Origin of the sequence: Mycobacteroides saopaulense (assembly GCF_001456355.1) — a bacterium.
Classification (GTDB): domain Bacteria; phylum Actinomycetota; class Actinomycetes; order Mycobacteriales; family Mycobacteriaceae; genus Mycobacterium; species Mycobacterium saopaulense.
The window spans coordinates 2,756,698-2,776,666 of the sequence record NZ_CP010271.1 but is presented as its reverse complement, the minus strand read 5'-3'; the positions used below and the strand labels follow the sequence as shown (position 1 = coordinate 2,776,666).

The following is a 19,969-nucleotide window of genomic DNA, read 5'->3' as shown; positions in this document are numbered from 1 at the left end:
AACGACTGCTCCTGTCCGGTCAACTTTTGACCACGAACGAATAGTTCGGATCCAAGAACAGTGGCGAGAACCCATGTCCGTCATTGCGTATGGTCGAGTCGGCCGCGCGCAGCAGCGCCCACTGCCCCCAGTTGCCTGCCGCATCGCGGCCCACCAGCATGGTGTTGAGGAATCCGAGCCAGCGGGTGTTCGCGTAGCTGTTCTGGAACGTCTCGACGATGGGTCCCCAGCTGCCCACCCAGCCCGACGTCTGTTCGGCGGTGGATGATTGGTAGTCGAAGCGGTACACCAGATCCCAGCGGTTGGCCGCACGGTTGTGCAGCAGCACCTCGTTGCGCCACCGGTTCGGCGCGATTTCGAACGACTGATTCCACACGAGCAGCGTCTGCAGGCCCCAGCCGTGTGACGAGGTGCTGCGCAGGTACGACGTCAGATTCGCGAACGGGATGTCGGTCTGCCAGTGATCCGAGCGCGCCCAGTCGAACACCTTGAAGCGTGCGATGTCCTGCGCGTGGTACGACACGAATGCCTCGACACCTTTTTGCGCCCGGTTGGTGGCGGTCAGGTACAGATAGTCGGCCACGTTCCCGCCGGGCTGATGTGGGCAGACGATCTCGTAGTAGAACGAGGTGCCGCGGGCGAAGCGGGTGCGAAAGCTGTTCGTGTAGAACATGCCGTAGCCGACGCCCCCCGGTGGCGGGGTGATCTCCGAGGCCAGTTCGGCGATGTCCGCCACCCCGGCGGCCTCGGCCAGCGTTGCCTCGCCCTCGCGGCGGGTGGCCGCCGAGAGCTTCGGATGCGATTGCAGCACAGCCAGCTTCGAGGCAAGGAAGGCCCGTTCTGCGTAGGGGTCCTTGGTGGTCTCGGCGGTCAGCTTGCGAAACTTGCTGCGCCGATCGGCGACCTCACCGTCCAGGGGTGGCGGTGCGGTCACTTCTTTCTCGAGTGTTGCGGTCATGGTGTGTCCTTCGATTCCAGCCCGATGACGGTCACCGGGGTGGAACCATGCTGTGGCTGAGCAGGTCAGCTCGACATGCGTAGCGGGCTACTTGATTCGCGCCTACCCGTCGGTTCATTGCCTGGAAGGACATCCGGGTGCAGAGTTCTCGCTACATATCCGCGAGAGTGAGAGGTGCACCATGTCTGAGATTCCCGAGATCGGCAGATTTCAGATCTCGTCGTGTGGGACTGACGCCACATCGACCATCGCCGTCCTCGACACGGCCACCGGCCAGGTATGGGTACGCCAAATATTCAACGGAGTGGGCGGTGACAAGGCCTTGCTCAAGCCGGAGAATCTCGGGAAACCGTTGTGGGCCTTGCCGCCTAGATGAGAACTGTTCGCCGAGCTGCGGTCCAAAGATCCGGCATCGTCCCCGAGTGCTTTCCAGAACTCAAGGACGACGCGGCCGACCTGCTAGTCGAGGTAGTCGCGCAGGACCTGCGAGCGGCTGGGGTGGCGCAGCTTCGACATGGTCTTGGACTCGATCTGCCGGATGCGCTCACGGGTGACCCCGTACACCTGGCCGATCTCGTCGAGCGTGCGCGGCTGGCCGTCGGTGAGACCGAAGCGCAGACGCACCACGCCGGCCTCGCGCTCGGAGAGCGTCTCCAGCACCGACTGCAGCTGATCTTGTAGCAGGGTGAAGGACACCGCGTCGACGGCAACCACGGCCTCGGAATCCTCGATGAAGTCACCGAGCTGCGAGTCACCCTCGTCGCCGATGGTCTGGTCCAGGGAGATCGGCTCACGCGCGTACTGCTGGATCTCCAGCACCTTCTCCGGCGTGATGTCCATTTCCTTGGCCAGCTCTTCGGGCGTGGGCTCACGGCCCAGGTCCTGGAGCAGCTCACGCTGGATGCGGCCGAGCTTGTTGATGACCTCGACCATGTGCACCGGGATACGGATGGTGCGGGCCTGGTCGGCCATCGCGCGGGTAATGGCCTGACGGATCCACCAGGTGGCGTACGTCGAGAACTTGTAACCCTTTGTGTAGTCGAACTTCTCGACCGCACGGATCAGACCCAGGTTGCCTTCCTGGATGAGGTCCAGGAAGGCCATGCCACGGCCGGTGTAGCGCTTGGCCAGCGACACCACCAGACGCAGGTTGGCTTCCAGCAGGTGGTTCTTGGCGCGGTCTCCGTCACGGCAGATCCACATCATGTCGCGGCGCTGCGCGGCGGGAAGCTTCTCGCCCTTCTCGGTCAGCTCGGTGACGATCTGGGTGGCGTAGAGGCCGGCCTCGATGCGCTTGGCCAGCTCGACTTCCTCTTCGGCGTTGAGCAGCGCGACCTTGCCGATCTGCTTGAGGTACGCACGCACCGAGTCGGCGGACGCGGTGAGCTCGGCGTCCTTACGGGCCTGCCGCAGCGCCTCGGACTCTTCCTCGTCCCAGACGAAATCGCCGGACGCCTTGTCCTTCTCAGACGGCTCGTCGTCACTCTCGGCTTCCGCCTCGGGCTCCGGTTCGGCGGCGGCTTCGGCCAGGTCGGCCTCGATGTCGGCGTCGTCGGCGAGGTCGGTGTCCAGATCGTCGCCGGGCTCGAGCTCGGCGTCCTCGGCGGTGCCCTGTGGCTCGAGAGCGGGATCGGTGGCCTTGGCTGCGGCCTTCTTGGCGGGTGCCTTCTTCGCGGGCGCCTTCTTGGCCGGCGCGGCCTTGGTGGCGGTGGCCTTGGCCGGTGCCTTCTTCGCGGGCGCCTTCTTGGCCGGCGCGGCCTTGGCGGGCGCCTTCTTGGCGGGGGCTGCCTTGGTGGCGGTGGTCTTCGAAGGTGTTGCGGCGGTGGTCTGCTTCACCGGAGCTGCTTTCGTGGCTGCCACGTACGCCCTTTCCTGGCTACTTCATCGACCGGCATGGGCATGCAAAATCGAGAATCTTGGCTGTCTTTTGGTGTTCGCCGCGAGCTCGGGGGTCCTGTGTGCGGCTGCTGAATGCCATTGTAACGACAAGAGTGCAGAACCTGTGAAAAAGCTAAGGCGAAACGCCAGCGTGTGCGGCCATCGCCGCGCCCGCGATCCCCGCGCTGTTCTGCAGTGCAGCGGCAACCACGGGGGTGCGGTTGGTCAGTAGCGGCACCCATTTGTCGGCCTTGCGGCTGATGCCGCCGCCCACGATGAACAGGTCGGGCCACAGCGCGTTCTCCACGGCCTCCAGGACCTTGGTGACCTCGGGCGCCCACTGCTTGTAGCTCCAGTCGTTCTTTTCCTTCACCGACGACGCGGCGCGGTGCTCGGCTTCCATGCCGTCGACCTCGATATGACCGAACTCCGTATTGGGCAACAGGATTCCGTCATGCAGGACGGCCGACCCGATACCGGTTCCGAACGTCAGCAGGACGACCACGCCCGACTGGTCCTTGCCCGCGCCGTAGCGGTCCTCGGCCAGCCCGGCGGCGTCGGCATCGTTGAGCACCGCGACGGTTTGACCGTTCAGTTCGGCGCTGATGATGTCGTGGACGTTGACGCCCAACCAGGACTTGTCGACGTTCGCGGCGGTGCGTGCCTCGCCGCGCACGATCACGCCCGGGTATGTCACGCCGACGGGGCCCGTCCAGGAGAAATCGCGCACGACTGTGGCGATGGTCTCGGCCACGGCCTTGGGCGTGGCGGGCTGAGGGGTGGGGTACTTGATCCGCTCGCCGATCATCTCGCCGGTCGTCAGGTCCACGATCGCGCCCTTGATCCCGCTGCCGCCGACGTCGATGCCGAATCCACGCTGCTGGGCATCATCGGCTCCCGTTGCGGGGGTGGCCGGTCCGGAATCGGTGGCGGTCATCGGCGCTCCTTGGCCCTGGGTCTACACGGCTGGCGCACATGGGCAGCGAACACAGCCGGAACACACTGATTGCGAGTGACACCCTAATGCCCGCGGGCACGCCGCGCGTGTCGCTGTCGGCTGTGCTGCGATAGACGCGTGGGAATCGATGCGGGAGCGTTGCGTTCGGTGGCGGTGCGGGTGGCGTCGGAGGCCGCCGAGTTCGTCCGACATCGTCGCGCCACCGTGGATTGGACGGTGTCCGTACGCACCAAGAGCTCCGAGACGGATCCGGTGACACTCGTCGACACCGACTGCGAACGGCTGGTGCGGCGCCGGCTGGCCTCACTGCGCCCCGGGGACGGGGTCCTGGGGGAGGAAGAGGGCGAGACGGGCTCCTCCGAGGTGCGCTGGGTCATCGATCCCATCGACGGCACGGTCAACTTCGTCTACGGCATCCCCGCGTACGCGGTGTCGGTGGCGGCTCAGGTGGACGGGCAGACGGTGGCGGGTGCAGTGGCCGATGTCGCCGCTGACCGGGTCTTCTCGGCGGCCTCAGGCGCCGGTGCGACCGTGCGTGAGGCCAATGGGTTGCAGCGGCCGCTGGCGTGCAATCCGGTGAGCGACACACGGCTTGCCTTGGTGGCCACGGGGTTCGCGTACTCGACCGTGCGGCGCGAACGCCAAGCGCAACTGGTGGCGCAGCTGCTGCCCCGGGTGCGGGACGTGCGCCGCATCGGGTCGGCGGCCCTGGATCTGTGCGGGGTGGCCGAGGGCCGCGTCGACGCGCAGTACGAGCACGGGCTGGGGCCGTGGGACTGGGCTGCGGGCGAACTCATCGCGCGTGAGGCGGGCGCGGTGGTGGTGCTGCCCGGCGCGGACGCCCGCAGCCCTGACGGCAGGCTCATCGCGGCCATGGCACCCGGAATCGCCGACGAATTCGGGCAGCTCCTGACGGAGATCGGCGCGATGGCGCCGATTCCCGGCTAGCAGGTGCTCTGCCGCGCCCGGGTGATCAAATCCGTGCTGGTCTGATTGCCGGATCGGAGGCTGTTCAGCGCCGAGGTGACGGCGTTCCCGGCGGCCAGTTCGGTGAACTCGCTGCCGAGGGCCAGGTCCACGGAATCGTCGGACCGCTTGTCCTCGACGAACTCGACGCATGGCGCCACCAGCGACAACGTCATGGCGTTGGCGTACCCGGACTCCCCGAATCGGATCTGGCCGACGCAGTTCAGGCGGGACCCGCTGGGGTAGAAGGGGTCGTTGTCGGCGGTCGGCGCGGGGAATCCGAGGTCGCGCAGGGCGGCCGACACGTCACCGGCCTGACCGGCCTGGCCATTGGCGTTGAGCACGCGCACCTTGACGTCGTTGAGGGCTGCAGGATTGGTTCCCGTCAGGGCGGACCGCGACACCGGCTTACCGATGGTTCCGGATCCGGGCTCGGTCTGTTGCGCGGGCGGATTGCATGCGGTCGCCTCCTTGACCGGCGCTTCCCGGGTGAGCGCCGAGGCCCAGACGAAAACGGTGACGGCCAGCAAGGCGACCCCGAGGATCAATGCTGGCAAATAGTTCCGGCGGCGGAACGGGCGCCCGTACTTGTCTACTGAGGTGCCCTCGGTGATGTCTGCGACCACGGATGGCACTCTAGGCCAGCGGACTTCCGGGCGACAGACAGCGAAATAGACGAGGTGTCCACTACTGTGTGATGTAAATCACACAAAGATCCGACGCGATACGGGCACTAATAGTTTGTGGTGTCCGTTTCAGCCTGGTACAAAGCCTTGCTGCGCCTATGCAGAAGCTTGATGACGAGATGTTGATAAGGGGATGGACGCATGGCTACCGACTACGACGCTCCGAGGCGATCCGACGCCGACGATGTGTCAGAGGACTCGTTAGAGGAGCTCAAGGCTCGTCGTAACGAAGCACAGTCGGCGGTGGTCGATGTCGATGAGGCGGAAACCGCCGAATCGTTCGAGCTACCAGGTGCCGACCTGTCCGGCGAGGAACTTTCGGTGCGGGTTATCCCGAAGCAGGCCGACGAGTTCACCTGTTCGAGCTGCTTCCTGGTGCATCATCGCAGCCGGCTGGCCAGTGAGAAGAACGGTCAGCTGATCTGCACCGACTGCGCGGCCTAAGGGGCCGTGCGGGTCGGGCGGCCTAGCCGCCGACTAGCTCCGGAGGGCCGCTAACACCCGATCGGGGTGGCGGCTGCTCACCAGCCAGTACGGGGTCGGATCATCCGGGTCGTCGAGGACCACCAGAACCATCGGGCCGATCCATGCCCGGTGCACGACGAAGGCCGCCGGATCCAATTGGCGGCCCAGCGCCGCGCTTTTCGCGGTGGCAGGAATCGCCGCGGACTTGGCGATGACACTCACCGGCAGATGTGCCGATCCGGCGCGCAACTCGGCGGTGCCGTCCGCTCCGGTGGTGACCTCCACGCGAATTCTGCTGAACCACAACAAGACTCCCGCCACGATCGCGAAGAGGATCGGGTAGGGCACCCAGGCGGGAAGCTGACGCATGCTCTGGTTGATCTCCAGCCCGAGCAGCGTTGCCGCGCCGAAGCCGGGCAGCGCCCACCACCATGGAACCCACAGCCGCTCGAGGTAGCGGACATCGGTCGTGTTGCTGGGGGAGGCCATCACGCGGCCAAGGGTAGTCTGGGCGATCGTGCCCACACCTACGAGATTGGCGATTGTTCGCCTCGATCGAGAGCTTCCCCTGCCGTCCCGTGCGCATGCCGACGACGCGGGGGTCGATCTCTACAGTGCCGAGGACGTGGTGATCGAACCCGGCCGCCGGACGCTGGTGGGCACCGGTATTGCCGTGGCCATCCCCTCGGGGATGGTCGGCTTGGTGCATCCGCGGTCGGGTTTGGCTGCACGCGTGGGACTTTCGATCGTCAACAGCCCCGGCACGATCGATGCCGGATATCGTGGCGAGGTGAAGGTCAACCTGATTAACCTGGATCCCGAGGTCCCGATCGTCATTGCCCGTGGCGACCGGATCGCGCAATTGCTGGTTCAGCAGGTCGAACTGCCCGAGCTGGTTGAGGTGGATTCCTTTGACGAGGCCGGTCTGGCCGTGACCACCCGCGGTGCGGGTGGGTACGGATCCAGCGGCGGACATGCGAGTTTGTGATGGCTTTACACCGCAGTGGTGGTCTCAACGACCTGGACGACGCGGCGGACGCCTCCGCGTCGGGATCAGACGAAACGTTTGACGGCCCATATGAAATCGAGGACTTCGACAGTGCCGAGGACGCCGGAGTCGGGCGTTTGGATCTGGGTTCGGTGCTCATCCCGGTGCCCGAAACCGGGCAGATTCAGGTCGAGCTGACCGCGGCGGGTGCTCCCGGTGCGGTCTTTGTGCTGACGCCCAACGGGCGTTACTCGGTGGCCGCCTACGCGGCTCCGAAATCTGCCGGTCTCTGGCGCGAGATCGCCGGCGAGCTGGCTGAGTCGCTGCGCAAGGAAGCCGCCGAGGTCTCCATTGCCGACGGTCCGTGGGGTCGTGAGGTCGTGGGAGTCGCCGAGGGCGGCTCCGTGCGCTTCATCGGCGTGGACGGCTACCGCTGGATGATCCGTTGCGTGCTGCAGGGCCCGGCCGAAACCTTCGACGCCCTGGCCGAGGAGGCGCGCGAGGCGGTGGCCGATACCGTCGTGCGGCGCGATGACAGCCCGTACCCGGTGCGGACCCCGCTGCCGGTCGCCCTGCCGGAACCGATGCTGGAGCAGTTGCAGCAGGCACAGGCGCAGGCGATGGCCCAGGCGGAGGCCGAGGCCGTCGTGGCGGAACCCGATCCGCAGGATGATCCGACGCCCGTGGCCCGCCGCAGCGTCTCCGGGTCGGCCATGCAGCAGCTGCGTTCCACCATCACCGGCGGCTAGGTCCGGCGGACCGACCTCCGGGATCTAATCCGGGTCGAACCGAAGGACCGACAACGTTCCCGCCAGGGCCTCGAACTCTTCCGGGGTGCCGTGGCGCACCAGCCCCGCGCTCTTGGCGAACCGCACGCCCACCGGGACTTGCAGTGCGAATTCCCGCAGTGCACGCCGGGCCGTCTCAGGAGGCACGGTGCTGATCCTGACGTGCTGGACACGACGTCGTCGGGTGAGCGTTCCGGCGCCGGCGGCGGTTGCGTTCCGGGCCCAGTCCGAGCCCGGGTAGCCGCCGACGGCGAAAAGGTGACCATCCATCTCGAAGGGGGTGATCGGCGTGGGGCGTGGTTGGCCGGTTTTTCTGCCGGGGACGGTGAGCACCATGGCCGGGCCGGTGGGGACGCCGAGGCGGTGAAATGCCCGCACCAGCTTGTTCATCGGTTTGAGCCACCGTGGTGGTTGTGTGCTGGTCACGGTCGTCATCCCTTCTGCGCCGCGAACTCGGCGGGAGTGAATCGGGTCCGGAACCTGTTGGCCCAGGATGCAAACGTCTCGGCGGGGCGTCCGAGTATCCGATCTACTTCGTGGGTGACGACGGCCGGCTCGGTGACGGTGGCCGCCTGCATCGCCAGATACGCGTCGGCGAACTCGACGGGAAATCCCAGGCGGCCGAAGTGCTGGCGCACGAGGTCATCGGAGACCTGCTGGTATTCCAGTGGCCTGCCCAGGACGTCGCCGAGCACTGCGGCCAGGTCGGCGTTGGTGAAAGCCTGCGGGCCGGTCAGCGGGATGCGCTGGCCGAGGAGCTCGTCGGTGAGCAGGGCCCGGGCCGCGACCTCGGCGATGTCGCTGTCGGCGATCGGAGCGGCCGACGCTGCTGCGTGCGGTCCGCGGATGACATCGCCCGCCTGGAGCTGCGCGCCCCACATGCCCAGGAAGTTGGAGGCGAAGACCGTCGGACGCAGGCTCACCCACTGCAGCCCGGAATCGACGGCGCGCTGCTCCACCTCCTTGTTGCGGTCACCGCGGAAGCGGGACGGTTGACGGGAGAAGTCGTCCTCGCAGTTGATGGCCGAGAGTGCAACCAGGCGTGTAACGCCAACGTGTGCGGCATGATTCACAAAATCGTCGAGATCTTCTCCCAATGCGCGCGAATTCAGGAAGACGGCCGTGGCGCCGTCCAGCCCGGCCCGGGCCGACGCAACGGAGGTGACCTGTGGTGGAAAGCTCGCATGTTCTGGATGCCGGGTGACCGCGCGGACCTCGGCCCCCGCCGCGGCCAGTAGATCGACAAGAGGACGGCCCACGTTGCCTGTTGCGCCGGTGACGAGAATTGTCATGTCGGGTACTCCAATTCGGGAGGTTCGGATGGTTTCATCTGGGTCTTGGGCCCACATGACTACGACGGGGCGCGGGCACGGAAAGTTACGCAGGTTACCGCCCGGATCGGTAACTTTCGGGGCCACGGAATCGTCGTAGTGACATGAGCTCCTCGTCCACCCACGACGCGCTGGTGACCGCGGCCTGGCGTGACCACTATCCGTACCTGGTCAACCTGGCCTATCAGATGCTCGGGGATGTCGGGGACGCCGAAGACGCGGCCCAAGAGGCGTTCGTGCGGCTGGCACGCGCCGACGACGAACAGATCGATGAACCGCGCGCCTGGCTGTCGGTGGTGACGGGCCGGTTGTGCCTGGATCAGTTGCGCTCGGCGCGGATGCGCCGCGAGCAGGCTGGCGCCGCACCGATGGTGGAATCTGCTGTGCCGCTGCATGGATCGGCAAGCGCGGATCCCGCCGACCGGGTCACCCTGGATGACGAGGTGCGCGGTGCCCTCTTTGAGGTGCTTCGCTCGCTGAGCCCCGGCGAGCGCGTGGCGTTCGTTCTACACGACGTGTTCGGGGTTCCGTTCGAAGAGATCGCCTCGACGGTGGGTCGTCCGGTGGGGACCTGCCGCCAACTCGCGCGGCGTGCGCGCGCCCGGTTTCAGCAGTCCGCATCGCGGGCCGGAGCTGTCACCGGTGCCGAGCATCAACGGCTGATCGAAAAGTTCGTCACCGCATGCGCCAACGGAGACCTCACCGGGTTGATGGCGGTGCTGGACCCCGGCGTCTGGGGAGTGGGCACCGTTATCGGCGATCCCGCACCGCCGCCGCAGGTCAACCGTGGACGCACGGATGTCGCCACCAACCTGCTGATGTACCTCGGTCACGGTGCCACGTTGGTGGGCGGGCCGTTCGGGCAGCCGGTCCTGTTGGCCTTCGCGCAGCGCAGGCTCTTCGCGGTGGTCACCCTCACGGTGCGCGATGGTCTGGTGCTCAAGATCGAGGCAACCGCCGACCCTGCCGCACGCGGGCTGTGACTCAGATGTCGCTCAGCGCGCCGACACACGCCCGCCCCAGACAGGTCGGGTCGGCGCCCAGCTGATCCAGGCTGAAAGTGCGCAACGCCGCACGCGGCGCCCAGTTCGCCCAATCCTGGGCCACCGTGAGCGGATGGATCGGATCGTCGGTGGCCGCGGCCAGGGCCAAGGGCACGGTCAGTCCGCGGATGTCGTCGGCGGAGGGATTCACGAACGCGGAAACCTCTTGCATGGCACGGGGGAGGCCCGGCCACTGGACGGCCCATGATCGGGTGAGCTCGGCGGCCAGCCAGCCGGGGCTGCTGGCCTGCATGGCGGCGGTCACCGCTGCCAATCCGTCGGTCCGCAGGGATTCGGCGGTCACCCGGGCCGACACCGAGGCAGGCGAGTTCTCCGGTGCCCCGGTCCACGCGGGCATCGTCGCCAGCACGGCCACCGTCGCCCCGGGGTTCTGCAAGGCCCATGTCAGCGCCACCGCGGTGCCGATCGATACTCCGCCGACCACGATGGGACCGCGCAGGGCGGCCCGGTCGAGCGCCCGTACATAGCCGTTGACCAGGTCGTTCGGTTCTGGGCGCACGGCAATCAGGGTGGCCCCCGCCGCGGCGAGGGCGGGCCCGAAGGCCCTGCTGACGAAGTTGTCGTCGGAGCCCGTGCCGGGCATGAGAATAGCCGTGTGGCCATCAAGTTCTAAGGTCACGCACCTGATCTTGCCCGGTGTCCGGGAGACCCAGGGGGTCGCCTGGCATCGGGGCGCGCAAAGGTCTACGGTGGCGGATGCACGGATCAAACGATCGGGCATGTTGAGAGGCCAGGACTGGAAGTGGCTACCACCGGCGGTTATCTGCGTCGACTTACCCGTCGACTGACAGAGGACCTGGAGCAAGTAGACGCCGAGAAAATCGGTGACGACGCCGCCGCCACCGGTGCTCAGCGCGTCATTGATTGTCAACGCGGCCAAGAAGTCACCATGTGCGGCACGTTGCGCACCGTGGAGACCAATTCCAAGGGCTGTGTGGCCGGCGTGAAGGCCGAGCTGTTCGACGGCACCGACACCGTGACCCTCGTCTGGCTGGGCCAGCGCCGCATCCCCGGTATCGAGTCGGGCCGCACCCTGCTGGTTCGCGGTCGCCTGGGCAAGCTCGAGAACGGCGGCAAGGTGATTCACAACCCGTACTACGAAATCCAGCGCTAAGTGCCAGAGACCCCATCGCACGAGCCCGACGGCTCGGGCGGCGCGCATGTCGGTTCGGACACCGCGGACGGCCCGCAGCTGAGATTCAGCGTGCCCGGCACCAAACCCGAAGAGCCGGGAAGTTCTCCGCTGCACGAGATGTGGCATCAGGCCGGGGGATGGCAGGGCGTCGTCTACTCGTCGATTCCGGTGATCGTGTTCGTCGTCGCGGTCAGCATCTCCTCGCTGATCCCCGCGATCGTCGCGGCCCTGGCGGCCGCAACGCTGGTCCTGATCTGGCGACTGGTGCGGCATGAGTCGCTGCAGCCGGCGATATCGGGATTCATCAGCGTCGGTATCAGCGCGCTGATCGCGTATCTGCTCGGAGAGGCCAAGGGCTACTTCCTCATTGGCATCTGGGCCAACTTCTTCTGGGGCACCGTGTTCCTGGTGTCGGTCATCATCCGCCGCCCGATAGTCGGCTACGCGTACAGCTGGGCCACCGGGGGCGACATGTCGTGGCGCGGCAATCGGCGCATCTTGACGGCCTTCGATATCGCGACGGTGGCGTGGATCCTGTTGTTCGCCGTCCGATTCATCGTGCAAGAGTGGCTCTATCTGGCCGGCAACACGGCCTGGCTCGGTGGTGCCAAGATCGCGATGGGCTGGCCGCTGACGGCCGTCGGTGCACTGGTCACCCTGCTGGTGATCCGCTATGTGCGCCGTCACACCGAACAAGCGCCCGAGCCGGAGCCGACCGCCTAACCACGGATTACTCGGGCAGCACGGCCCGGTGTAGCTCGTCCTCGATATCGGCGGTGGCCACCAGGATCAGCTCGTCGCCGCCCTCAAGCGGTTCGTCGGGCTGCGCCGCGATGACGCGCGATCCGCGCAGGATCGCCACCAGTACCGCGTCGCGGGGGAGTTCGAGCTTGCGCACCGGCTTACCGCCCCACGGGGTGTCGTCTGGCAGTGTGATCTCCACCAGGTTCGCTTGTCCCTTGCGGAACTCCATGAGCCGCACCACGTCGCCCACCGCGACGGCCTCCTCGACCAGGGATGCCAGCATTCGGGGTGTCGACACCGCGACGTCCACGCCCCAGGCATCGTCGAACAGCCACTCGTTGCGGGGATCGTTCACCCGGGCCACGACACGCGCGACCGCGAACTCGGTTTTGGCCAGCAGACTCAGCACCAGGTTGGCCTTGTCGTCACCGGTCGCCGCGATCACCACATCAAAGGTGTGCAGCTCCTCGGCCTCCAACAGGCTGATCTCACAGGCGTCGCCCAGACGCCACTGCGCCTCGGGTACCGCCTCCGGATCGATGTGCTCGGGGTTGCGTTCCAGCAGGGTGACCTCGTGACGGCTCTCGATGAGCTCGCGGGCGATCGAACGCCCGACGGCACCGGCTCCTCCGATGGCGACCTTCATCGGGCACCCCCGGTGTGATCGTCGTCGGCGTCCTCACCGGGAGGCTGTGCCGCGATGGCCATGGCCTCGGCGGCTCGTCCCGACACCGCGGAGACGTACACCTCGTCGCTGTCCTGGATCACCGTCTTGGCGTCGGGGAGCACACCGGTGCCGAATCGGATGATGAAGGCGGCCCGGGCGCCGGTGGCGGCCTCCAGCGCGGTGATGCGCTTGCCGATCCAATCTTCGTGCAGCGCCAGCTCGGTGACCACAACCGAGCCGGAGGGGTCACGCCATTTGGTGGTGTCGCTTTCGCGCGTAAGAGCGTGCAGCAGGCGATCGGTGGTCCACGGCACCGTCGCGACGGTGGGAATGCCGAGCCGCTCGTAGACGGCGGCGCGCTTCGCGTCGTAGATACGGGCCACCACCCGCTCGACACCGAAGGTCTCCCGAGCCGCCCGGGCCGAGATGATGTTCGAGTTGTCACCGGAGGAGACCGCCGCAAAGGCCTGTGCCCGCTCGATCCCGGCACGCAGCAGGACGTCTCGGTCAAAACCCATGCCGACGATGCGTTCGCCACTGAATTCGGGACCGAGCCGGTTGAACGCCGAGGCTTCCTTGTCGATGATCGCCACCTCATGGCCGATCCTGGCCAGGCCGCCGGCCAGCGCGGCGCCCACGCGCCCGCAGCCCATCACCACTACTCGCACCGGTTGACCTTTCTGGATACGGCTTCGTCGCAATAGTTAGACGCCGCGTCACGGCACCAGACACAGCGATGTCAAGTGAGACCGTACCGCGATTGCTCGCGTGGCCTAATGTTGGCGTTCGTGTCTACGCTTTCCAAGCTGTCTACGGCGGCTCGGCGCCTGGTAATCGGCCGACCGTTTCGCAGTGACAGTCTTGGCCATACCCTGCTGCCGAAGCGCATCGCGCTGCCGGTTTTCGCCTCCGACGCGCTGTCCTCGGTGGCATATGCGCCCGAGGAAATCTTCCTGGTGCTCTCCGTCGCGGGAATGTCCGCCTATGCGATGACGCCCTGGATCGGCCTCGCCGTCGCCGCGGTGATGATGGTGGTGGTCGCCAGTTATCGGCAGAACGTGCACGCCTATCCCTCCGGCGGCGGCGACTACGAGGTGGTCACCACCAATCTCGGGCCCACCGCGGGTCTGACCGTGGGCAGCGCGCTGCTGGTGGACTACGTGTTGACCGTTGCGGTTTCCATGTCATCCGCGATGTCCAACATCGGCTCGGCGATTCCGCTTGTCGCCCAGCACAAAGTGACGTTCGCGGTCGTCGCCATCGTGATCCTGATGTCGATGAATCTGCGTGGTGTGCGCGAATCGGGTGCCGCGTTCGCGATTCCCACATACGCCTTCATGATCGGCATGTATCTCATGCTGGGCTGGGGGCTGTTCCAGATCTACGTGCTCGGCACCCCGCTGAAGGCGGAATCGGCGTCCTTCGAAATGCATGGCGAAGGCACCGGCATCATGGGCTTCGCGCTGGTCTTCCTTGTCGCGCGGGCCTTCTCGTCGGGTTGTGCCGCGCTGACCGGTGTGGAAGCGATCAGCAACGGTGTGCCCGCTTTCCGGAAACCGAAGTCACGCAACGCGGCCACCACGCTGCTGCTCCTGGGCGGCATAGCCATCACGCTGTTCATGGGCATCATCCTGCTGGCCGAGCGCACCGGCGCGAAGATCGCCGAAGATCCGGCCCAGCAGCTGGTGGGTGCCCCCGCCGATTATCACCAGAAGACCCTGGTCGCGCAGCTGGCCGAGGCAGTGTTCGGAGACTTCAAGATCGGCTTCCTCTTCATCACCGTGGTGACCGCCCTCATCCTGGTGCTGGCCGCGAACACCGCCTTCAACGGCTTCCCGGTGCTCGGATCGATTCTGGCGCAGGACCGCTACCTGCCCCGGCAGCTGCACACCCGCGGCGACCGGTTGGCGTTCTCCAACGGCATCATCTTCCTGTCCGCCGTTGCGATCCTGTTCGTGGTGGCCTTCAAGGCCGAGGTGACCGCCCTCATCCAGTTGTACATCGTCGGTGTCTTCGTGTCCTTCACCCTCAGCCAGATCGGCATGGTGCGGCACTGGACTCGGCTGCTCACCACCGAGACCGACCCGGCGGTACGCGGCAAGATGATCCGCTCGCGCATCATCAACACCATCGGCTTCATCATGACCGGCACGGTGCTGTTGGTCGTCCTCGTGACCAAATTCCTTGCCGGAGCATGGATCGCGATCTTGGCGATGGGCCTGCTGTTCGTGCTCATGAAGATGATTCACAAGCACTACAACACAGTGGCCCGCGAGCTGGACAACCACGAGGGAGAAGTGGTGCTGCCCAGCCGCACCCACGCCGTCGTGCTCGTCTCCAAGGTGCATCAGCCGACGCTGCGCGCCCTCGCATATGCCCGGGCCACCCGTCCCGACGTGCTGGAAGCGGTGACCGTCAGCGTCGACGACCGGGATACCCGCGAGCTTGTCCGGGAATGGGAGACAAGCGATATCAGCACACCGCTGAAGGTGATCGCCTCGCCGTATCGCGAAATCACCCGGCCCATACTCGATTACGTGAAGCGCATCAGCAAGGAAGCGCCGCGCACCGTCGTCTGTATATTCATCCCCGAGTACGTGGTGGGACATTGGTGGGAGCAGGTGCTGCACAACCAGAGTGCGCTGCGGCTCAAGGGACGTCTGCTGTTCGTTCCCAATGTCATGGTCACATCCGTTCCTTGGCAACTCGATTCGTCTGAACGCCGCCGCGAGCTCGACGGGCAGTTCGCGCCGGGTGACTCGCGGCGCGGGTTCGACGCGTGATGGTTCGTCGATGACGGTTGGCGACATCCTGGAGGTCCAGACCGGTGGACCTGCGAACGGGGGCAGTGTGGTGGCCCGGCACGACGGGCGCGTCATTTTCGTCCGATATGCGCTGCCCGGCGAGCGGGTGCGTGTCCAGATCACCGACGATCGGCAGGCCAGCTTCTGGCATGGGTCGGCGATCGAGGTGCTTGATCCCTCACCGCACCGCATCGATCCGCTGTGTCCCATCGCCCACGGCAGCGGCGAGTCTGGCTGCTGTGATTTATCTTTCGTCGATCCCGCGTATCTACGGGAGCTCAAGGGCGACGTGGTGAGTCAGCAGTTGGCACGGCTGGGCAAGTATGAGTGGCAGGGCGCCGCCGAGCCGATCGGAACCGGCGATCCCACCGGTTGGCGTACCCGGGTACGTCTGGACGTCGACGCCTTGGGTCGGCCGGGTTTCCATCGGTATCACAGTGACGAGTTGGTGACCGATCTGCGCTGCGCGCAGGTGGTGCCGGGGTTGCTCGATGGACTGGACGAACCCGAACTAGGTTCCGAAGGTCCGCTGCACGCCGTGATAGACGATCAGGGACGCCGACATGTGTTGCGCGGACGCACGATTGTCGAGGGCGAGGACGTCGCGGTGCAGAAGGTGGGGGACCGGCACTGGCTGGTACCGGTTACCGCGTTCTGGCAGGCGCACCGTGACGCCGCGAACACCTACAGCCGACTGGTCTCCGAATGGTCCGAACTGGAGCCGGGCATGCGCGCGTGGGATTTGTACGGCGGTGTCGGGGTTTTCGCCGCGGCGCTGGGAGAAGCCGTGGGCCGTACCGGAAGCGTCGTGAGCGTCGACACATCGCGGCCCGCGTTTCGCAGCGCCAAGGGTGCGTTGGGGGATCTGCGTCAGATCACCATGATCTGTGGATCGGTGCGCAACGCGATGCGCGACTTGGGAGAGGCCGATGTCGCGGTGCTGGACCCGCCCCGGGCGGGTGCCGGCCGCGAGATCATCGAGAAGATCGCCGCGGCCAACGTTCCAAGGGTTATCCATATCGGTTGTGAGGCAGCGGCATTCGCGCGTGACGTGGGTCTGTATCTGCAGCGTGGATACCAGGTGCGTGAGCTACGGGTGTTCGACGCCTTCCCGCTGACGCATCACATCGAAAGCTTCGCGCTGCTCACCCGGTGAGACGGCGGCGAGCGTAAAGATCTTATAAAGTGACCCCAGGTGTGCCGGGAAGTCTGGTCGGCGGTACTTGACCCTGCCGGAAAAGGAACGGACACCGACTCATGCGACTCAGCCAGCGCGTCTTCACCCGCGGATCGTGGGCGGAGTCGTCGCGCGTCGCCGAGATTCTGCGCAAGGAAACCGTCGGCGGCGTGCTCTTGGTGGTGGCGGCCCTGGCGGCACTGCTCTGGGCCAATTCGCCGTGGAGCTCCTGGTACTACCGGTTGGGGGCCATCACGCTCGGGCCGGAGCGGCTGCATCTGAACTTGACGCTGGCGGGCTGGGCCACCGATGGATTGCTCGCGATCTTCTTCTTCGTCGTGGGTGTGGAACTCAAACGCGAATTCGTGGCGGGCGACCTGCGGGACCCGGGCCGAGCCGCGTTGCCGATCGTCGCGGCGGTGGGCGGCATGCTCGTCCCGGCCGCGGTCTATCTCGCGGTCAACGCGTCCGGTGAAGGGGCCGCGATGCGAGGGTGGGCGATCCCCACGGCCACCGACATCGCCTTCGCGCTCGCCGTGCTCGCCGTGATTTCAACCCACCTTCCCTCGGCACTGCGTACCTTCCTGCTCACCCTTGCGGTGGTGGACGATCTGCTGGCGGTCATCGTCATCGCCGTCTTCTACACCGATGAGCTGCACTGGGGGCCGCTGGGGCTGGCATTGATCCCACTCGGGCTGTTCGCGCTGGCGGTGCAGCGCCGCCGACGGGAATGGTGGTTGTTGGTGCCGCTGGCGGTGGCCACCTGGGCGCTGGTGCACGCCTCGGGTGTGCACGCCACCGTGGCGGGGGTGCTGTTGGGATTCGCCGTTCCCGTCCTGCGGCGCGACGGCCGCACCGATGTGCACGGGATGGCCGAACGATTCGAGCATCGCCTGCGGCCGCTGTCGGCCGGTGTCGCGGTTCCGGTGTTCGCCTTCTTCGCCGCAGGCGTGACCCTGGGCGGCTTCACGGGGCTGGGCCAGGCGCTGCTCGACCCGGTGGCGCTGGGGGTGGTCCTGGGCCTGCTGGTCGGCAAACCGGTCGGAGTCTTCCTCACCACCTACCTGCTGGCACGGTTCACCAGGGCCAGCCTCGACGACGACCTGAGTTGGCTCGATATCGCCGGGGTGGCATTGCTCGCCGGGATCGGCTTCACGGTCTCCCTGCTCATCGGCGAACTGGCGTTTGGAGCCGCGGAGTCGGCGACATCCGGGTTGGGCGCGGAAACCGCGTCTCACGTCAAGGTGGGTGTGCTGACGGGCTCGTTGACGTCGGCGGCGGTGGCCTCGGTGGTGCTGCGGTTGCGGAACCGGGCGTACCGGCGCATCGAGGCTAAAGAGAGCCTCGATGCCGACCACGACGGAGTGCCGGATGTTTTTGGCTCTGCTCCAAGCGACCGAATCTGAATTGCTGCGTAGACTGGCCAGATGCTTGACGACATCAGGGGGCCGGGTGACCTGCAGGGTCTCTCGAAGCGAGAACTGGACTTACTCGCTGACGAGATCCGTGAGTTCCTGATCCATAAGGTCGCCGCGACCGGCGGCCATCTCGGGCCCAATCTGGGTGTCGTCGAGCTGACGCTGGCCCTGCATCGTGTCTTCGAGTCGCCGTACGACCCGATCATCTTCGACACCGGGCATCAGGCGTACGTGCACAAGATCCTCACCGGCCGCTCCGGAGATTTCGACACACTGCGCCAGAAGGACGGTCTGTCGGGGTACCCGTCCCGCGCCGAGAGCGAACACGACTGGGTGGAATCGAGCCACGCCTCGACTGCGCTGTCCTACGCGGACGGACTGGCCAAGGCATTCGAGTTGACCGGGCAACGGCGCCGGCATGTTGTCGCGGTTGTCGGTGACGGTGCGCTCACCGGTGGCATGTGCTGGGAGGCCCTGAACAACATTGCCGCCGAGGAGCATCGGCGCATCATCATCGTCGTCAACGACAACGGGCGCAGTTATGCGCCGACCATCGGTGGCCTCGCCTCGCACCTGGCCGGACTGCGGCTCACTCCGTCGTACGAGAAGGTTCTGGACGAGAGCAAGAAGCTGCTGCGCGGCATGCCGGTGGTGGGGCCGCTGGCATACGCCTTGATGCACAGCCTCAAAGTGGGGGTCAAGGACGCGGTGTCGCCACAGGTCATGTTCACCGACCTGGGGCTGAAATACGTTGGGCCCGTTGACGGTCACGACGAGCACGCGGTGGAGGACGCCCTGCGGCGCGCCCGCGGCTATGGCGGCCCGGTGATCGTGCACGTGATCACCCGCAAGGGCATGGGGTACGGCCCGGCCGAGGACGACGAGGCCGAGCAGATGCACTCCACCGGTGTCATCGACCCGAAAACCGGTCGTTCCATCAAGGCTTCGGCCCCGGGCTGGACATCGGTGTTCTCCGATGCCCTCATCGACGTGGCCAGCGAGCATCGCAACATCGTGGCGATCACCGCGGCCATGCCGGGCCCCACCGGGCTCAGCAAGTTCGGTGAGCGTTTCCCCGATCGGCTGTTCGACGTCGGTATCGCCGAGCAGCATGCCGTCACCTCCGCGGCCGGGCTCGCGATGGGCGGGCTGCATCCGGTGGTGGCGATCTACTCCACGTTCCTGAACCGCGCGTTCGATCAGGTGATGATGGACGTCGCGCTGCACAAGCTCCCGGTGACTTTCGTGCTGGACCGGGCGGGGATCACCGGGAGCGACGGGGCCAGCCACAATGGTATGTGGGACCTGTCGATTCTGAACGTGGTGCCCGGAATGCGCGTCGCCGCGCCGCGCGATGCCTCGCGGCTGCGTGAAGAGCTGACCGAGGCGCTGGCCGTCGAGGATGGTCCGACCGCGCTGCGCTTCCCGAAAGGCGAAGTCGGCGAGGATATCCCGGCGGTAGAGCGGCGCGACGGGGTCGACATTCTGGCGCGGCCGCTCAGCGGCTTGCACGCCGATGTGCTGTTGGTGGCGGTCGGCTCGTTCGCCTCGACGGCCCTGGCGACCGCCGAGCGGCTTGGCAAGCAGGGGATCGGTGTGACCGTCGTCGACCCGCGCTGGGTGCTGCCGGTGCCCGAGCATGTGGTGGAGCTGGCCCGCCAGCATCGCCTGGTGGTGACCCTGGAAGACAGTGGCGTGCACGGCGGCGCCGGCAGTGCGGTGACCGCGGCGATGCAGGATGCAGATGTGGACATTCCGAGCCGGGATATCGGTGTGCCGCAGCAGTTCCTGGAGCACGCGTCGCGCGGGCAGGTCCTTGAGCAGCTTGGTCTGACCGATCAGCACATCGCCCGCAAGATCACCGGATGGGTGGCCGCGATGAGCCGCGAGATCGGGGACAGCACCGTGAACCCGGCGACGCAGCAGGTCGACTAACCCTCGA

General features: G+C 66.5%; 22 protein-coding genes. 12 read left to right on the top strand and 10 right to left on the bottom strand.

The annotated features are described in order from the left end of the window. Positions 1-19 precede the first annotated feature (19 nt). A complete protein-coding gene (locus MYCSP_RS13815) occupies positions 20-958 on the bottom strand; it encodes a hypothetical protein (protein WP_083018573.1) in 939 nt (312 codons plus the stop codon). A 181-nt stretch (positions 959-1,139) separates the two neighbouring features. Here MYCSP_RS13815 and MYCSP_RS23150 point away from each other — a divergent pair, with 181 nt between their 5' ends. Then, a complete protein-coding gene (locus tag MYCSP_RS23150; protein WP_070910515.1) occupies positions 1,140-1,334 on the top strand; it encodes a hypothetical protein in 195 nt (64 codons plus the stop codon). 83 nt (positions 1,335-1,417) lie between these two features. Here the strand turns inward: MYCSP_RS23150 and MYCSP_RS13805 are convergent, their stop codons facing one another. After that, complete coding sequence (locus MYCSP_RS13805; RefSeq protein ID WP_070910514.1) at positions 1,418-2,818, bottom strand: RNA polymerase sigma factor; 1,401 nt, start codon at positions 2,816-2,818, stop codon at positions 1,418-1,420. Between the two features lie 151 nt (positions 2,819-2,969). Next, entirely contained in the window at positions 2,970-3,773 is an 804-nt protein-coding gene (ppgK, locus tag MYCSP_RS13800) for a polyphosphate--glucose phosphotransferase (RefSeq protein ID WP_088414022.1), read from the bottom strand. Positions 3,774-3,932: 159 nt separating this feature from the next. Here ppgK and MYCSP_RS13795 point away from each other — a divergent pair, with 159 nt between their 5' ends. Then, positions 3,933-4,742 carry an inositol monophosphatase family protein gene (locus tag MYCSP_RS13795; RefSeq protein ID WP_083018621.1) on the top strand — a complete coding sequence of 270 codons (810 nt, stop codon included), beginning with the start codon at positions 3,933-3,935 and terminating at the stop codon, positions 4,740-4,742. Here MYCSP_RS13795 and cei read toward each other — a convergent pair. Then, a complete protein-coding gene (gene cei, locus MYCSP_RS13790; protein ID WP_070910765.1) occupies positions 4,739-5,386 on the bottom strand; it encodes an envelope integrity protein Cei in 648 nt (215 codons plus the stop codon). The genes MYCSP_RS13795 and cei overlap by 4 nt on opposite strands. Positions 5,387-5,587: 201 nt before the next feature. On the opposite strand from cei, the gene MYCSP_RS13785 reads away from it, so the two are divergent. Next, complete coding sequence (locus MYCSP_RS13785) at positions 5,588-5,890, top strand: DUF4193 domain-containing protein (protein ID WP_005057245.1); 303 nt, start codon at positions 5,588-5,590, stop codon at positions 5,888-5,890. A gap of 33 nt (positions 5,891-5,923) precedes the next feature. On the opposite strand, the gene MYCSP_RS13780 is transcribed toward MYCSP_RS13785, so the two are convergent. Then, complete coding sequence (locus MYCSP_RS13780) at positions 5,924-6,436, bottom strand: DUF3093 domain-containing protein (protein ID WP_207547375.1); 513 nt, start codon at positions 6,434-6,436, stop codon at positions 5,924-5,926. On the opposite strand from MYCSP_RS13780, the gene dut reads away from it, so the two are divergent. Together dut and MYCSP_RS13770 are read left to right on the top strand one after the other, a co-directional pair. After that, positions 6,429-6,899, top strand: a complete 471-nt coding sequence (dut, locus tag MYCSP_RS13775; protein WP_165609672.1) for a dUTP diphosphatase — start codon at positions 6,429-6,431, stop codon at positions 6,897-6,899. The genes MYCSP_RS13780 and dut overlap by 8 nt on opposite strands. After that, positions 6,899-7,648, top strand: a complete 750-nt coding sequence (locus tag MYCSP_RS13770; RefSeq protein ID WP_083018567.1) for a DUF3710 domain-containing protein — start codon at positions 6,899-6,901, stop codon at positions 7,646-7,648. Before dut ends, MYCSP_RS13770 begins: the two co-directional genes overlap by 1 nt. Positions 7,649-7,672: 24 nt before the next feature. Here MYCSP_RS13770 and MYCSP_RS13765 read toward each other — a convergent pair whose 3' ends face one another. Both MYCSP_RS13765 and MYCSP_RS13760 read right to left on the bottom strand, forming a co-directional pair. Continuing rightward, entirely contained in the window at positions 7,673-8,077 is a 405-nt protein-coding gene (locus MYCSP_RS13765) for a nitroreductase family deazaflavin-dependent oxidoreductase (protein ID WP_083018619.1), read from the bottom strand. A gap of 41 nt (positions 8,078-8,118) precedes the next feature. After that, complete coding sequence (locus MYCSP_RS13760) at positions 8,119-8,979, bottom strand: NmrA family NAD(P)-binding protein (RefSeq protein WP_088414016.1); 861 nt, start codon at positions 8,977-8,979, stop codon at positions 8,119-8,121. 143 nt (positions 8,980-9,122) lie between these two features. Between MYCSP_RS13760 and sigI the strand changes: the two genes are divergently transcribed. Then, positions 9,123-10,001 carry an RNA polymerase sigma factor SigI gene (gene sigI, locus MYCSP_RS13755; protein WP_088414014.1) on the top strand — a complete coding sequence of 293 codons (879 nt, stop codon included), beginning with the start codon at positions 9,123-9,125 and terminating at the stop codon, positions 9,999-10,001. 1 nt (position 10,002) lies between these two features. Here the strand turns inward: sigI and MYCSP_RS13750 are convergent, their stop codons facing one another. Further along, positions 10,003-10,665: an alpha/beta hydrolase family protein gene (locus MYCSP_RS13750; protein ID WP_088414012.1), complete on the bottom strand. Its 663-nt coding sequence runs from the start codon at positions 10,663-10,665 to the stop codon at positions 10,003-10,005. Positions 10,666-10,824: 159 nt separating this feature from the next. Between MYCSP_RS13750 and MYCSP_RS13740 the strand changes: the two genes are divergently transcribed. Together MYCSP_RS13740 and MYCSP_RS13735 are read left to right on the top strand one after the other, a co-directional pair. Next, positions 10,825-11,196, top strand: a complete 372-nt coding sequence (locus MYCSP_RS13740) for an OB-fold nucleic acid binding domain-containing protein (RefSeq protein ID WP_030093774.1) — start codon at positions 10,825-10,827, stop codon at positions 11,194-11,196. Then, positions 11,197-11,940, top strand: coding sequence for a DUF3159 domain-containing protein (locus MYCSP_RS13735; protein WP_083018558.1), 744 nt, complete (start codon positions 11,197-11,199; stop codon positions 11,938-11,940). 7 nt (positions 11,941-11,947) lie between these two features. Here the strand turns inward: MYCSP_RS13735 and MYCSP_RS13730 are convergent, their stop codons facing one another. Further along, positions 11,948-12,607, bottom strand: coding sequence for a potassium channel family protein (locus MYCSP_RS13730; RefSeq protein WP_070910507.1), 660 nt, complete (start codon positions 12,605-12,607; stop codon positions 11,948-11,950). Then, complete coding sequence (locus MYCSP_RS13725; protein WP_088414008.1) at positions 12,604-13,296, bottom strand: potassium channel family protein; 693 nt, start codon at positions 13,294-13,296, stop codon at positions 12,604-12,606. The genes MYCSP_RS13730 and MYCSP_RS13725 overlap by 4 nt, the downstream gene beginning before the upstream one ends. A gap of 120 nt (positions 13,297-13,416) precedes the next feature. Here MYCSP_RS13725 and MYCSP_RS13720 point away from each other — a divergent pair, with 120 nt between their 5' ends. From MYCSP_RS13720 to dxs, 4 genes are all read left to right on the top strand, one after another. Next, complete coding sequence (locus MYCSP_RS13720) at positions 13,417-15,411, top strand: APC family permease (RefSeq protein WP_207565796.1); 1,995 nt, start codon at positions 13,417-13,419, stop codon at positions 15,409-15,411. Positions 15,412-15,421: 10 nt separating this feature from the next. Continuing rightward, complete coding sequence (locus tag MYCSP_RS13715; protein ID WP_083018551.1) at positions 15,422-16,588, top strand: class I SAM-dependent RNA methyltransferase; 1,167 nt, start codon at positions 15,422-15,424, stop codon at positions 16,586-16,588. A gap of 101 nt (positions 16,589-16,689) precedes the next feature. Further along, on the top strand, positions 16,690-18,015 hold the full coding sequence (gene nhaA, locus MYCSP_RS13710) for a Na+/H+ antiporter NhaA (RefSeq protein WP_088414006.1): 1,326 nt from the start codon (positions 16,690-16,692) through the stop codon (positions 18,013-18,015). A 21-nt stretch (positions 18,016-18,036) separates the two neighbouring features. After that, a complete protein-coding gene (dxs, locus tag MYCSP_RS13705; protein ID WP_070910503.1) occupies positions 18,037-19,962 on the top strand; it encodes a 1-deoxy-D-xylulose-5-phosphate synthase in 1,926 nt (641 codons plus the stop codon). Positions 19,963-19,969: the final 7 nt, after the last annotated feature.

What these genes read in the sequence shown, in the direction of transcription:
- MYCSP_RS13815 (WP_083018573.1), bottom strand. Translation starts at nt 958, where the DNA reads ATGACCGCAACACTCGAGAAAGAAGTGACCGCACCGCCACCCCTGGAC.
- MYCSP_RS23150 (WP_070910515.1), top strand. Translation starts at nt 1,140, where the DNA reads ATGTCTGAGATTCCCGAGATCGGCAGATTTCAGATCTCGTCGTGTGGG.
- ppgK (WP_088414022.1), bottom strand. Translation starts at nt 3,773, where the DNA reads ATGACCGCCACCGATTCCGGACCGGCCACCCCCGCAACGGGAGCCGAT.
- MYCSP_RS13785 (WP_005057245.1), top strand. Translation starts at nt 5,588, where the DNA reads ATGGCTACCGACTACGACGCTCCGAGGCGATCCGACGCCGACGATGTG.
- MYCSP_RS13770 (WP_083018567.1), top strand. Translation starts at nt 6,899, where the DNA reads ATGGCTTTACACCGCAGTGGTGGTCTCAACGACCTGGACGACGCGGCG.
- MYCSP_RS13765 (WP_083018619.1), bottom strand. Translation starts at nt 8,077, where the DNA reads ATGAACAAGCTGGTGCGGGCATTTCACCGCCTCGGCGTCCCCACCGGC.
- MYCSP_RS13760 (WP_088414016.1), bottom strand. Translation starts at nt 8,979, where the DNA reads ATGACAATTCTCGTCACCGGCGCAACAGGCAACGTGGGCCGTCCTCTT.
- sigI (WP_088414014.1), top strand. Translation starts at nt 9,123, where the DNA reads ATGAGCTCCTCGTCCACCCACGACGCGCTGGTGACCGCGGCCTGGCGT.
- MYCSP_RS13750 (WP_088414012.1), bottom strand. Translation starts at nt 10,665, where the DNA reads ATGCCCGGCACGGGCTCCGACGACAACTTCGTCAGCAGGGCCTTCGGG.
- MYCSP_RS13730 (WP_070910507.1), bottom strand. Translation starts at nt 12,607, where the DNA reads ATGAAGGTCGCCATCGGAGGAGCCGGTGCCGTCGGGCGTTCGATCGCC.
- MYCSP_RS13715 (WP_083018551.1), top strand. Translation starts at nt 15,422, where the DNA reads ATGACGGTTGGCGACATCCTGGAGGTCCAGACCGGTGGACCTGCGAAC.
- nhaA (WP_088414006.1), top strand. Translation starts at nt 16,690, where the DNA reads ATGCGACTCAGCCAGCGCGTCTTCACCCGCGGATCGTGGGCGGAGTCG.
- dxs (WP_070910503.1), top strand. Translation starts at nt 18,037, where the DNA reads ATGCTTGACGACATCAGGGGGCCGGGTGACCTGCAGGGTCTCTCGAAG.